We start from the raw sequence: 12,947 nt of genomic DNA on the forward strand, positions 1-12,947 counted from the left end.
ATCACTGGCCTTCCAGCAGGTAGCGGACCTTGTTCAGCTCGTTGTCATTGTTCAACCCGAGCTTTTTGTAGGCGGCTTGTTTCTGGGTACTGATGGTTTTGATGCTGCGGGAAAACTTATTGGCAATTTGCGTCACCGACATGCCGTCCAGGAGGCAGCGCATCACTTCGTGCTCGCGCCCGGTCAGCGCCGCATTCGTGGCAAGGATGGCCAGGCTGTCAGTGTCATCGTTGGTGGCTGCGGTCGACGGATCGCCGGAAGAGATCTCCTGTTCACGAAACTGCTCGCTCATGGTTTCGGCCAGGTAGGTCTTGCCGGATACCACGCGGCGAATGGCAATAGGCAGTTGGGACGGGTCCACTTCTTTGCCGATAAATCCGTCGGCGCCGCTGCGCATGACCATGGCCACGGTGGCGGGGTTATGCAGTGCCGACAGCACCAGCAAACGCATGCCCGGAAAGCGTTTTTTCAGGCCGCGCACCAGGTTCAGGCCGTCGATTTCGTCCGGCCCCAGTGAATAGTCCAGCAGCACCAGGTCGACGCTCTGTCGTTGCAGTGCCTCAAGCAGTGCCTGACTGCTGCTGAAACTGCCGGCAATCTCAATGTCGGCCTGGGTTTTCAGGCTCAGTTCCAGGCCTTGGAGCATGAATAGATGATCATCCAGAAGCATGACCCGAATCATTTTGCGAATGGACATGACCAGCCTCGAAGAACTTTGTCCTCATCTCGCGCCACAGTAGGCGCGAGGTCGACAAATAAGTGTTGAGTGTGATCTGCACGGCTCCAGGGGCCGCAGGCCAGAGCTTCAGAGTAATAGATTATGAACAACATGTGCAGCGGCTGAAGTCGCTACCCGGAATCAATAGTAGCCCGTGGTTCATCCTGACTTGAATCAGCACCCATTTCGCTCTGCACAGTCTGTGCAGTAGATGCCTCTAAACTGGATCAAGACGGGTTTTCAGAGATTGTGCTGCTTTCTGGCGCGGCCGACTTCATGTTGGCTGAGGCTGGTGGGGGTAAGACACTTTTGCTTTTTGAGACGATTCTTATTTTTGTGGCGGAAAGCGGGCATATCATAACGCGCGATTCTTTGCCCTTAGTGTTGGTGCGGGTTTTGGCTTTGACTCTGGTTGAAGTGCTGGTACGAACGCCCCTGATAAAGGGTCATATGGAGTAATACCTGGTTCAGCAACGCTGAGAGGTAAAGAGGAAGTTGCCATGGCATCCATGTTGAACCCGATTCGCTTGATGTTGCTTGATGATCATGCGCTGATTCTGCAAGGGTTTTCTCGGTTACTCACCCCCCATAAAGATATGCAGATTGTCGGCTGTTTCACCCGCAGCCGGCAGTTGATGGACGCGTTGAGAACGCAAAGTGTGGACGTGGTGGTGATGGACTACTCCCTGAGCCCCGGAGAAGTTGACGGCCTGAATCTGATTCGCGGTCTGCGGCTGCGGTATCCGGGGGCGCGCCTGCTGGTGGTTTCGGCCCTGCATACGCCGGCAACGGTAGCCCTGGCGATGCGCTGCGGCGCGAGTGGGTTTCTGGGCAAGGATACAAGCTCTGATGAAGTCGTACTCGCCATCAGAAAAGTCGCCGCCGGCCAGATTTATTTGCATTCTGCGATGGCGCTGGAGCTCAAACATAACGAAATTTCGACCCGCAGCAGCCTGGAAACCTCTGCCGACAGCGGGTCAGACCAGGGGGAACTGACCGGTTTGAGTACCCTTTCCATTCGTGAGCGCGAAGTGCTGCGCTGCTGTCTTGAGGGCATGTCGGTGACGAAAATCGCCGGGAAGTTTTCCCGCAGCATCAAGACCATCAGCACCCAGAAGCAATCGGCCTACAAAAAGCTGGGTGTGACCAGCGACAATGAATTGTTCAAGATCCGCTCGCAGTTCGAGAACGGCTGATGGCAGTCACTGATGGTTGTGGGAGCCCGGCTCCCACACACATTAGATGGCGGGGTATTCGTCACTGGCGTCGGGCCAGGGGCTGAGCACTTCGAAACCGTCATCCGTCACGGCAACCATGTGTTCCCACTGGGCCGACAGCGACTGATCCTTGGTCACTACGGTCCACTGGTCCGCCAGGGTTTTGACATGGCGTTTGCCCGCATTGAGCATGGGCTCAATGGTGAAGATCATGCCGGTTTTAAGCTTCATGCCCTGGCCCGGGTAGCCGTAGTGCAGCACCTGCGGCTCATCATGGTAGACCTTGCCGATGCCATGACCGCAGTACTCGCGGACCACACTGAACCCTTCCTTTTCGGCCAGCGACTGGATGGCATGGCCAATGTCGCCCAGGGTTGCGCCCGGGCGAACCACACGAATCCCGGCACACATGGCGTCGTAGGTGGTTTTCACCAGGTGACGGGTTTGCGGATCGACATCGCCGATCAGGTACATGCGGCTGGTATCGCCGTACCAGCCATCCTTGACCACGGCGATGTCGATATTGACGATATCCCCGTCCTTGAGCGGCACCGCGTTCGGGATGCCGTGGCAGACGACTTGATTGACCGAGGTACAGACCGTTTTCGGGAAACCGTGATAGCCCACGTTACCGGGAATGGCCTTCTGCACATTGACGATGTAGTCGTGGCAGATCTGGTCCAGCTGGTCGGTAGTGACGCCCGCTTTGACGTGGGCGCCGATCATGGCCAGCACTTCGGCGGCCAGCTTGCCGGCAATCTTTGACTGGGCGATCTGCGCCGGGCTGTTGATCACGACACCGGCTCTCATTGATCGACTCCTGCGATGGCTTGGGTGGCGGCGCACAACTGTTTCAAATCGAGGCCTCCGTCCAGTTCGGCGGCAATCAGCAGGCGGCAGATCTGGTTGTGATCCAGGCCTGGATGCAATTCGGTCAGCATGCCGATACGCATCCAGTGCTCCGCTTGTGCGTTGATCGAGCGGCTCAGAGCGTTGCTGGCCAGCCGCAGGTTCTCGTGCATGGCGTCCGAGATTTTTACAATGCCCATCTAAATGCTCAATATGAAATGTATATGAAACGTATATTAGGCGATGGCGGGGCCACATCGCAACCTTGCCGGGTCAAGCGCCCAGCTCCTGCAACGGGTAGGGGGTAATAGCCGGTATTCATGAAGCTCCATCACTAATCTCTGTAGGATGTTTGATCATTCTTTGTAACAACCTGATTTATCGAAGGTCTAGGTGTCAGCCTTTATTTTTGATGATCAAGGAGATTTATGTGATATCCCGCAGAAAGTTACTGTCTTCTGGCGCTGCCATAACCGGTGCCGGACTTCTTTCTTCATCCTGGGCGGGTTCGGTTCTGGCGCAAGGCATCAATAATGCCGCCACTGATGATGTCGAACTTTTGCACCAGCTTTCACTGTTCCTCACCGAGCGCGATGCGCTGGACCCGAGCCTCACGCTGCGCGTGCTGGCACGCTGTACCGAGGCCGATCCATTGTTCCCGGAAAAGGTCAGGGGGCTGTGGGGCAGCATCCGCCAGCATGGTTTGAGCCGGGTCTCGATGTTGAGCGCCAGCCCGGTTTATCAGCACCCGCAGTACAAGGACACGGTGCAAAAAATCGTCCGCGCCTGGTACCTGGGCTATACCGGCACTCCGGTCAGCATGCGGGCCGTGGACGACACCCGGCTGGTGACCTTCACCGGTGCGCTGGCGTACACGCCGACCCTGGATGCCACCGTGATCCCCACCTACTCCCAGGGGCATACCAACTATTGGGTTGATCCGCCGTCTACCGTCGCTAACGATTAAAACAAGGGGTACCCATGAGTCAGGTCTTTGATGCTGATGTCATTGTTGTTGGGTCCGGAGCCTTGGGCAGCAACGCAGCTTTTGAATTGGCCAAACAAGGCAAGTCAGTGATTATTCTGGAAGCAGGTGAGTCCATTCCCCGCTGGAAAATCGTTGAAAACTTTCGCAACTCTTCGAACAAGAGTAACTACAACTCGCCGTATCCGAATGAGCCATGGGCGCGTCATTCCTACGATGAGCAGTACATAGAAAATATCGGCTCGTTCGAGTTTCGTCCGGGCATGTTGAAACTGGTCGGCGGCACCACTTGGCATTGGGCGGCAGCCTGCTGGCGTTACCTGCCCAACGACATGAAGCTCAACACCCTGTACGGGGTTGGCCGCGACTGGCCAATGGAGTACAGCGAGCTGGAACCCTATTACGCACGGGCCGAAGTGGCGCTGGGCGTATGCGGAAGTGATACCCAGGATCAAAGCGGGCATGACGGCGAGGCCTTTCCGCCGCGCTCGACGCCGTACCCCATGCCGCCCGAAGGCGATACCTACCTGTTCCAGCGCCTTCGCGCGCGTCTGGCCCCGGCCGGCTATGTGTTCCTGCATGAGCCCAACGGTCGTGCCACCATGCCCTATGACGATCGCCCTGCGTGCAGCGGCAACAACAACTGCATGCCGGTATGCCCGATTGGCGCCATGTACAGCGGTGATGTGCATGCCCGGCACGCGCAGCAGGCGGGGGCCAGACTGCTGACCGACGCCACGGCATACAAGCTGGAGAAAGGCGAAGGCGGCAAGATCGTTGCCGTGCATTACCGCAGCTCCAAGGGCGATAACGTGCGGCTCACCGCCAAGTATTTTGTGGTGGCCGCCAATGGCCTGGAAACCCCCAAGCTGCTGTTGATTTCCGAGGTGGCCAACTCCTCGGACCAGGTGGGGCGCAACCTGATGGACCACACTGGTCAGGGGCTGCAGTTTCTGGCCGACGAGCCGGTATGGCCGGGGCGCGGAGCGGTGCAGCAAGGCGGGATTTTCAACCGTCGCGATGGCGCGTTCCGCAAGGAACGGGCGTCGGTCAAACATGCCTTTGCCAACAACGTGCCGAACATGGCCGTGGCCAATCGTCTGATCGAGCAGGGCATTTTCGGCAAGGAACTGGACGAGCGAATTCGTCACGATTCGGCACGCTGGGTGGATGTGTCGACGGTGTACGAAACCTTGCCGCTGGCGAGCAACACCATCCGCCCGAGCACCACCCGCACCGATGCCCTGGGCATCCCGATGATGGTGATCAATTACGAAGTGGGTGATTACGTCAAAGCCGCCAAGCCCGGGGTGGACGCCGACTATGCCGACTTCGTGAAAGTCATGGGCGGTACCGTGGTTGAGGACAACACCGGCTGGCAGAACCGCGACCACCTGATGGGCACCGTAATCATGGGTACTGATGCCAAGGACTCGGTGGTCAACCACGAGTGCCGCACCTTCGATCATCCGAACCTGTTTTTGGCCACCACCGGGGTGATTCCTGCATCGGGCACCATCAATCCGACGCTGACCGGGGTTGCCTTGAGCATTCGTGTGGCCGACATCATTGCGCGGGAGGTCTGAGCCATGAATCCCTATCTCTGCGCGCTACGCCCCCTGGTTGCCCTGTGCAGCCTGTTTGCTTCGCTGTCCGTATGGGCGGTCGAAGATACTGCCGCGCTGATCAAGCAAGGCGAATACGTGGCCCGGGCTGCCGACTGCGGGGCCTGTCACCGTACGGTGGAAAAAGACGGCCCGGCGCTGGCCGGTGGTTATGCCATCGACTCGCCCATGGGCAAGATCATTGCCAGCAACATCACACCGTCCAAGACCCACGGCATTGGTGATTACACCGAGCAGCAACTGGCCGATTCCTTGCGCAAAGGGGTCAACGCCAAGGGCCAGCAGTTGTATCCGGCCATGCCCTATACCTCCTATCAGGGCATGAGCGATGAAGACATCCACGCGCTGTATGTGTACCTGCAACAGGGGGTTAAACCGGTAGACGCAGCCGTGGCGCCGACCCGACTGGCATTCCCGTTCAATATCCGGCCGTTGATGTTTGGCTGGAACCTGCTGTTTCTCGACAACCAGGGTTTTGTTGCCAAAAAACCGGACGATGCACAGCTGACCCGCGGGCAATACCTGGTCGATAGCCTGGCCCACTGCGGTGCCTGCCATACCCCGCGTAATGCTCTGATGGCGGAAGACTCCGAGCGCTATTTGTCGGGCGCTGCACTGGGCGGCTGGATCGCGCCTAACATCACCCCGGACAAAGCCACCGGCCTGGGCGGCTGGAGCAATGACGAGGTGGTGGCGTTCCTGAAAAACGGCCACGTCACCAACAAGGCACAAGCGGCGGGCGGCATGGCTGAAGCGGTGGAAAACAGCCTGCGGTTTTTGACCGATGATGACCTGTACGCCATGGCCGGCTACCTGAAAACCGTCCCGGCGATTGCCACCGGAAACCATGTCGCCAGCACCCCGCGGGTGGTGACGCCGATCGACATGACCACTATCGAAACCGGTCAGCTCGATCAGGCAACCCTGGCCGATGCCAGCGAAACCGATGGCGCCCGGCTCTACAACTCGGCGTGCGCCAGTTGCCACGGGCGTGACGGGCAGGGCACCGGGGACGGGTTCTATCCTTCCTTGAGCCAGAACAGCGCCTTGACCGGGTTGCATCCGAATAATCTGGTGATGGCGATAATTGAAGGGGTGGAGCGTAAAGGGGCCGATCTGCAAGTCAGCATGCCGGCATTGGGTGGTGACCTGAATGATCAGCAAGTGGCGGCGATTGCCAACTACAGCCTGCAACGTTTCGGCAACCCGTTGCTCAGTGTTGATCAACAGACCGTGGCCAGCCTGCGTCGTGGTGGTGATGCGCCGCTGTTGGTGGTGGCAATGCCTTACGTGATCTGGGGTGGCGGCGGGTTGTTGCTGTGCCTGATTGTCTGGGGCCTGGTGGTACGCAGCCAGCGCAAGCGGGAGCGCGAGATTCTGGCCAAAAGAATGGCGCTTAACCGGCGCTTTCATTCGCGCTAATACCGCAACGACGTAATCCTGTAGGAGCGAGCTTGCTCGCGAGCATTTGGTTGATTGGCTGAAAAGCTCGCGAGGCAAGCTCGCTCCTACAGGTGTCGGGGGTGTTTTTAGGGGAATAATTTGACCTTGGCCAGGTCGATCCGTCCATCGCGGTTATACCGCCACGTTGTAATTCTGTAGGAGCGAGCTTGTCTCGCGAGCTTTTGGTTGTGTGGTTGAAAAGCTCGCGAGGCAAGCTCGCTCCTACGGGTGTCGGGGTTGTTTTTAGGGGAATAATTTGACCTTGGCCAGGTCGATCCGTCCATCGCGGTTATACCGCCACGTTGTAATTCTGTAGGAGCGAGCTTGTCTCGCGAGCTTTTGGTTGTGTGGTTGAAAAGCTCGCGAGGCAAGCTCGCTCCTACGGGTGTCGGGGTTGTTTTTAGGGGAATAATTTGACCTTGGCCAGGTCGATCCGTCCATCGCGGTTATACCGCCACGTTGTAATTCTGTAGGAGCGAGCTTGCTCGCGAGCATTTGGTTGATTGGCTGAAAAGCTCGCGAGGCAAGCTCGCTCCTACAGGTATCGGGGGTTGTTTTCAGCGCAATAAATCGACCTTGGCCAGGTCGATCTGTCCATCGCGGTTATACCGCCACGTTGTAATTCTGTAGGAGCGAGCTTGCTCGCGAGCATTTGGTTGATTGGCTGAAAAGCTCGCGAGGCAAGCTCGCTCCTACAGGTGTCGGGGTTGTTTTCAGCGGAATAAATTGACCTTGGCCAGGTCGATCCGTCCATCGCGGTCATACCGCCACGTTGTAATCCTGTAGGAGCGATCTTGCTCGCGAGCATTTGGTTGTGTGGTTGAAAAGCTCGCGAGGCAAGCTCGCTCCTACAGGTATCGGGGGTTGTTTTCAGCGCAATAAATCGACCTTGGCCAGGTCGATCTGTCCATCGCGGTCATACCGCCACGTTGTAATTCTGTAGGAGCGAGCTTGTCTCGCGAGCTTTTGGTTGTGTGGTTGAAAAGCTCGCGAGGCAAGCTCGCTCCTACAGGTGTCGGGGTTGTTTTTCGGGGAATAATTTGACCTTGGCCAGGTCGATCTGTCCATCGCGGTTATATCGCCACGTTGTAATTATGTAGGAGCGAGCTTGTCTCGCGAGCTTTTGGTTGTGTGGTTGAAAAGCTCGCGAGGCAAGCTCGCTCCTACGGGTGTCGGGGTTGTTTTCAGCGGAATAAATTGACCTTGGCCAGGTCGATCAGCTCCCGGGCACGACCGTCCATTACGGTCTTGAGCATGAACAGGCTAAACCCCTTGGCTTGTTCGAAGGTTTTGCTCGGTGGCATCACCAGCTCCTGACGGGCACTGACCACGTCGACCAGTACCGGGCCGTCATGGCTCAGGGCTTCACGCAGGGCCGCTTCCAGCTCGTCTGGATGCTCGACACGAATCCCCTTGACCCCCATCGCTTCGGCCATGGCGGCGAAGTTCGGGTTGTTCAGTTCGCAGCCCACATCCGGGAACCCCGCCGCTTTCATTTCCATTTCTACAAAGCCCAGGGTGCCGTTGTTCAGCACTATGACTTTTACCGGCAAGCCGACCTGATTCAGGGTCAGAAAATCTCCCATCATCATGGTGAAACCGCCATCGCCAGACATGGAAATTACCTGGCGGTCGGGGAAGGTCGCTTGTGCGCCGATGGCCTGCAACATCGCATTGGCCATGGAACCGTGGTTGAACGAGCCGATCAGACGACGCTTGCCGTTCATTTTCAGGTAGCGCGCAGCCCATGCGGTGGGCGTGCCCACATCGCAGGTGAAGATCGCGTCTTCATCCGCCAGCTCGTTGACCAGACGATTGAGGTACTGCGGATGGATGATTGAGCTGCCAGGGCCGCTTTCAGCCAGGGCGTCGAGGTCTTCGCGGGCTTTTTTGTAGTCCTTGAGGGCGGTATCCAGATGCTCGCGCTCAGGGTTTTGCAGCACTTTTGGCAGCACCGCCTGCAAGGTCAGCTGAACATCGCCGATCAGACCCAGCTCCAGCGGGCAGCGATTGCCCAGGGCTTCGGAGCGCAGGTCGATTTGCGCGATATAGCCATGCTCCGGGTAAAACTGGCGGTACGGAAAATTGGTGCCCAGCATCAGCAAGGTGTCACAGTTGGCCATCGCCTTGTAACCCGATGCAAAACCGATCAACCCGGTCATGCCGACGTCATAGGGGTTGTCGTATTCGACATGCTCCTTGCCGCGCAGCGCATGCACGATCGGTGCATTCAGGCGTTCGGCCAGGGCCAGGATTTCGCTGTGGGCACCGGCGCAGCCTGCGCCGCAGAGCAAGGTGACTTTTTTGCCGGCATTGAGAAATGAGGCCAGCCGGTCGATGTCGGTATCGTGCGGACGAATCATCGGCAGGCTCGGCTTGAGCCAGTTGGGCACTTTGGCGTCGCAGGCCTGCAGCGCCACGTCCCCCGGAATCACCACTACCGCCACCCCGCGCTTGGCGATGGCCATGCGCATGGCGCGCTCCAGCACTTGCGGCAGCTGCTCGGCCCGCGACACCAGCTCGACGTAATGGCTGCATTCCTGGAACAGGCTTTCCGGATGGGTGGCCTGGAAGTAATCAATGCCGATTTCGCTGCCGGGAATATGCGCGGCCAGCGCCAGCACCGGTACACCGCTGCGATGGGCGTCGAACAGGCCATTGATCAAATGCAGATTGCCCGGGCCGCAACTGCCGGCGCAGACTGCCAGTTCGCCAGTCAAATGCGCCTGGGCCCCGGCGGCAAAGGCTGCGGACTCTTCGTTGCGCATGTGAACCCACTGGATTTATTCCTGGCGCCGCAGCGAATCGGTGAACGCATTCAAGGAGTCTCCCACTACTCCGAATACACGTTTGACACCTGCCTGCTGCAGGGTTTCAGTGATGAAGTCGGCAACCGTTCTGGTCATGGGAGGTTCCTTGAAGTAAGAATGCGGAGGAAAACAGAGTAGACGCAGCATCCGACCCTGCAGGTTTTTAAAACGTTCGATGAACAAGTGTTCATCTGCATAACGCGCGCTGCTGTTGTGGCTGCAGGCTTGCCTGCGATCCGGGCAGCGGGGTTGATCAGTTGCCACAGCCATTGCTTCCCGGAGGATCAAATATGACCCGCACTCTTTCTGTGCTGCGCGGCCGAGGCAGTCATGACAGTGGCAAGGTCGGCATGGTCGAGCTGTTTTTCGACCTGGTGTTTGTGTTTGCCGTGACCCAGCTGTCCCATTCACTGCTGGCCAATTTAACGGCCCTGGGTGCGGTGCATGTGGGCTTGCTGCTGGTTGCCGTGTGGTGGGTGTGGATCTTTACTTCATGGGTGACCAACTGGCTCGACCCCGAGCGCATCCCGATCCGTATTGGCTTGTTTGTGCTGATGGTGGCCGGGTTGCTGCTGTCGGTGTCTATCCCCCACGCCTTCACGGATCGCGGACTGCTGTTCGCCGGGGCCTTCGTATTTATGCAGGTGGCACGCTCGGCGTTTGCCATGTGGGTGGTGCGCGCCGAGTCGCCCGGGCTGGCGCGAAACTTTCAGCGCATTTTGATCTGGATGCTGTTGTCAGGGGTGTTCTGGATTAGCGGTGGTTTGCTCGAAGGCAATCAGCGACTGGCCTGCTGGGCCGTGGCGCTAGCCATCGAGTTGGTGTCGCCGTCGTTGTTTTTTTGGGTGCCGGGGCTGGGGGCTTCGACCCTGGACGACTGGAACGTTGAAGCTAATCACATGGCTGAGCGCTGCGGGCTGTTTGTGATCATTGCCCTTGGCGAGTCCTTGCTGGTGACGGGGGCCACTTTTGCCCGGTTGAGCTGGAGCCTTGCTGGCTTTGCGGCCTTTGTAGTGGCGGTGCTGGGCAGCATCGCCATGTGGTGGATCTATTTTGACAGCGGCGCCGAGCGGGCCCATGAACGCATTGCCCACGCCCGTGACCCGGGGCGTCATGCGCGTCTGGCCTACACCTACATTCATGTGCTGATGATTGCCGGGGTGATCGTCAGCGCGGTGGCCGACGAGTTGGTGTTGATGCACCCCGGGCACGCAACGACTGGGGCGGTGATCACCATGATTGCCGGGCCATTCCTGTTTTTGCTGGGGTGTGCATTGTTCAAATGGGTGATGTCGGACCGCCCGCTGCCGCCGTTTTCCCACATGGGGGGTATGTTGCTGCTGTTGATTCTGCTGCCGGCGGCCCTGGAACAGGTATTTTCAGGACTGATCCTGGGGGCGCTGACCACCCTGATCCTGCTCATCGTCGCGGGGTGGGAGGCGGTGTCCTTGGGGCGCGGTCCGATGCCCAATGTTTAGTCGCAGTGCAACCAAAGGTATAAATGTCTGTATTTGACCTGCCCGGGCTGGCGTGTGAGGCTGGGTGTTCTTTGTAGGCAATGGTTTTGGCGATGAGGCTTGGCCCGATCAGGATTGGCGACCACTGGCTGTCGGACGTTTTAACGTCAAGCGCTGTGCCTTGCCCTGATTTTTTTGCCTGTGCAACGGCCTCTGCCTGCGGCCTCCCTTCAAAACTGGCCTTTTGGGCCTTGTTCCACTGCCGGCATGCCCGCCCGCCGGATGCTCGTATCTAACGTTGAGTCTGTGGGTTTACGCCCGAAATTGCGTGCCTGTATGCCTGTCTTATACGAATTTACGAGAATTGCCATGAGTGCCACCCCTGCGTTTGCCCCGCTGCAAGAAGCCCTGGATTTTCTGGAACTGAACCCGGATGTCGAGATGTTCGAGTTGTTCATCCTCGACAATAACGGCGTGCCCCGGGGCAAGTTGTTGCACCGCGATGAGTTGCTGGAGGTCTACAAAAACGGCCGCCCGCTGCCGAGCACGATTCTGGGCCTGAGCATCAATGGCGACGACGTTGAAAATACCGGTCTGGTGTGGGATGTGGGCGATATCGACTGCCGTGCCTTCCCGATCAGTGGCAGCCTGCAGCGCATGCCGTGGCGCCTGATTCCCATGGCGGCGGTGCAAGTGAGCATGCACCCGCAATCGGGGATGCCGGCGACGGTGGCCGACCCCCGGCACTTGTTGTCCAAAGTGATCGATGGCTTGAAAGCCGATGGCTACTACCCGGTGATGGCGGCGGAGCTGGAGTTTTATTTGCTCGATCAGCAACGGGACAGCAACGGTCGCCCGCAACCGGCACGGGATGCGGACGGTCAGCGTCCGCGTGCAACTCAGGTCTACGGGCTGCGGGAACTGGAACAGATCGAGCCGTTTCTGGCTGACCTGTATAGCGCCTGCAAGCTGCAGGGGATTCCGGCGCGCACGGCGATTTCCGAATACGCACCGGGGCAGGTTGAAATCACCCTGGAGCATCGCAACGACGCGTTGCAGGCGATGGATGAGGCCGTGCGCTACAAGCGCTTGGTCAAAGGTGTGGCACACAAACACGGGATGGTCGCCTGTTTTATGGCCAAGCCGTTTGATGACCTGGCCGGTACCGGCATGCATATGCACGTAAGCCTGGCCGATCAGGAGGGCAACAACCTGTTCGCCAGTGAAGCGCCGGACGGCACGCCGCTGCTCAGGCACGCCGTGGGCGGGATGCTCGACACCTTGCTCGATTCGTTGTTGATGTTTTGCCCGAACGCCAATTCCTATCGTCGGTTTCAGAGCAACAGCTATGCCCCCCTGGCCGCGACCTGGGGCGTGGATAACCGCACCGTCAGCTTGCGCGTGCCGGGCGGGCCCGCGTATTCGCGCCATATCGAACACCGTATCTGTGGCGCTGATGCCAACCCCTATCTGGCTGCCGCCGCGATTCTGGCCGGTATTCATCGCGGGATTCGTGAACAGCGCGATCCGGGGGCTCCGGTTGAGGGCAACGGTTATGCCCAGGCCACTGAGATGCTGCCGACCGACTGGCTGACCACATTGCGTGCGCTTGAAGGCTCATCCTGGGCCAAAGAGGCGTTCGGGCCGGAGTTTTTGAAGGTCTATCTGGCAGTCAAAAACGCTGAGTACCGCCAGTTCATGGGCGAAGTCGGCGAGCAGGACTGGCGCTGGTATCTGCAGCAGGCGTGATTCGGTGTTGCGGGATCGAGCAAGCTCGCTCCCGCAGAATTGATCAATTTTCTATCCCGGTTTTATGGTTTTCTGACAATTTTTTCACTGGTGC

9 protein-coding genes and 1 pseudogene are annotated in these 12,947 nt (G+C 58.5%); 6 read left to right on the forward strand and 4 right to left on the reverse strand.

Annotation, left to right across the window (positions count from 1 at the left end; translation table 11 throughout):
• Window position 1 precedes the first annotated feature (1 nt).
• Window positions 2–697 carry a response regulator gene (locus tag JQ848_RS06980; protein ID WP_003446740.1) on the reverse strand — a complete coding sequence of 232 codons (696 nt, stop codon included), beginning with the start codon at window positions 695–697 and terminating at the stop codon, window positions 2–4.
• Between the two features lie 521 nt (window positions 698–1,218).
• Here JQ848_RS06980 and JQ848_RS06985 point away from each other — a divergent pair.
• On the forward strand, window positions 1,219–1,914 hold the full coding sequence (locus JQ848_RS06985; protein ID WP_003446742.1) for a response regulator transcription factor: 696 nt from the start codon (window positions 1,219–1,221) through the stop codon (window positions 1,912–1,914).
• Between the two features lie 42 nt (window positions 1,915–1,956).
• Here JQ848_RS06985 and map read toward each other — a convergent pair whose 3' ends face one another.
• Both map and JQ848_RS06995 read right to left on the reverse strand, forming a co-directional pair.
• Window positions 1,957–2,745, reverse strand: coding sequence for a type I methionyl aminopeptidase (gene map, locus JQ848_RS06990; RefSeq protein WP_160627052.1), 789 nt, complete (start codon window positions 2,743–2,745; stop codon window positions 1,957–1,959).
• The gene (locus tag JQ848_RS06995) at window positions 2,742–2,984 is read right to left on the reverse strand and encodes a ParD-like family protein (protein WP_202210396.1); all 243 of its coding nucleotides are present in this window, start codon (window positions 2,982–2,984) and stop codon (window positions 2,742–2,744) included. Before JQ848_RS06995 ends, map begins: the two co-directional genes overlap by 4 nt.
• A gap of 230 nt (window positions 2,985–3,214) precedes the next feature.
• On the opposite strand from JQ848_RS06995, the gene JQ848_RS07000 reads away from it, so the two are divergent.
• The 3 genes from JQ848_RS07000 to JQ848_RS07010 are packed head-to-tail and all read left to right on the forward strand — an operon-like array spanning window position 3,215 to window position 6,816.
• A complete protein-coding gene (locus tag JQ848_RS07000) occupies window positions 3,215–3,751 on the forward strand; it encodes a sugar dehydrogenase complex small subunit (protein ID WP_202210397.1) in 537 nt (178 codons plus the stop codon).
• Between the two features lie 14 nt (window positions 3,752–3,765).
• Window positions 3,766–5,355 carry a GMC family oxidoreductase gene (locus tag JQ848_RS07005; protein WP_010656785.1) on the forward strand — a complete coding sequence of 530 codons (1,590 nt, stop codon included), beginning with the start codon at window positions 3,766–3,768 and terminating at the stop codon, window positions 5,353–5,355.
• 3 nt (window positions 5,356–5,358) lie between these two features.
• Window positions 5,359–6,816 (forward strand): cytochrome c, encoded by a 1,458-nt coding sequence (locus tag JQ848_RS07010; protein ID WP_202210398.1) that lies wholly within the window; start codon window positions 5,359–5,361, stop codon window positions 6,814–6,816.
• A gap of 1,205 nt (window positions 6,817–8,021) precedes the next feature.
• Here the strand turns inward: JQ848_RS07010 and poxB are convergent.
• Window positions 8,022–9,743: pseudogene (poxB, locus tag JQ848_RS07015) on the reverse strand (ubiquinone-dependent pyruvate dehydrogenase).
• A gap of 194 nt (window positions 9,744–9,937) precedes the next feature.
• Here poxB and JQ848_RS07020 point away from each other — a divergent pair.
• Window positions 9,938–11,125: a low temperature requirement protein A gene (locus tag JQ848_RS07020; protein ID WP_127195875.1), complete on the forward strand. Its 1,188-nt coding sequence runs from the start codon at window positions 9,938–9,940 to the stop codon at window positions 11,123–11,125.
• Between the two features lie 348 nt (window positions 11,126–11,473).
• Window positions 11,474–12,853 (forward strand): glutamine synthetase family protein, encoded by a 1,380-nt coding sequence (locus JQ848_RS07025; RefSeq protein ID WP_010657006.1) that lies wholly within the window; start codon window positions 11,474–11,476, stop codon window positions 12,851–12,853.
• The last annotated feature ends 94 nt before the right edge of the window (window positions 12,854–12,947 follow it).

It is taken from the genome of Pseudomonas paraversuta (assembly GCF_904067025.1).
GTDB lineage: Bacteria > Pseudomonadota > Gammaproteobacteria > Pseudomonadales > Pseudomonadaceae > Aquipseudomonas > Aquipseudomonas paraversuta.

Excerpts from the sequence above, each read along its gene's own strand:
- JQ848_RS06980 (WP_003446740.1), bottom strand. The coding sequence starts at position 697 with ATGTCCATTCGCAAAATGATTCGGGTCATGCTTCTGGATGATCATCTA.
- JQ848_RS06985 (WP_003446742.1), top strand. The coding sequence starts at position 1,219 with ATGGCATCCATGTTGAACCCGATTCGCTTGATGTTGCTTGATGATCAT.
- map (WP_160627052.1), bottom strand. The coding sequence starts at position 2,745 with ATGAGAGCCGGTGTCGTGATCAACAGCCCGGCGCAGATCGCCCAGTCA.
- JQ848_RS06995 (WP_202210396.1), bottom strand. The coding sequence starts at position 2,984 with ATGGGCATTGTAAAAATCTCGGACGCCATGCACGAGAACCTGCGGCTG.
- JQ848_RS07005 (WP_010656785.1), top strand. The coding sequence starts at position 3,766 with ATGAGTCAGGTCTTTGATGCTGATGTCATTGTTGTTGGGTCCGGAGCC.
- JQ848_RS07010 (WP_202210398.1), top strand. The coding sequence starts at position 5,359 with ATGAATCCCTATCTCTGCGCGCTACGCCCCCTGGTTGCCCTGTGCAGC.
- JQ848_RS07020 (WP_127195875.1), top strand. The coding sequence starts at position 9,938 with ATGACCCGCACTCTTTCTGTGCTGCGCGGCCGAGGCAGTCATGACAGT.
- JQ848_RS07025 (WP_010657006.1), top strand. The coding sequence starts at position 11,474 with ATGAGTGCCACCCCTGCGTTTGCCCCGCTGCAAGAAGCCCTGGATTTT.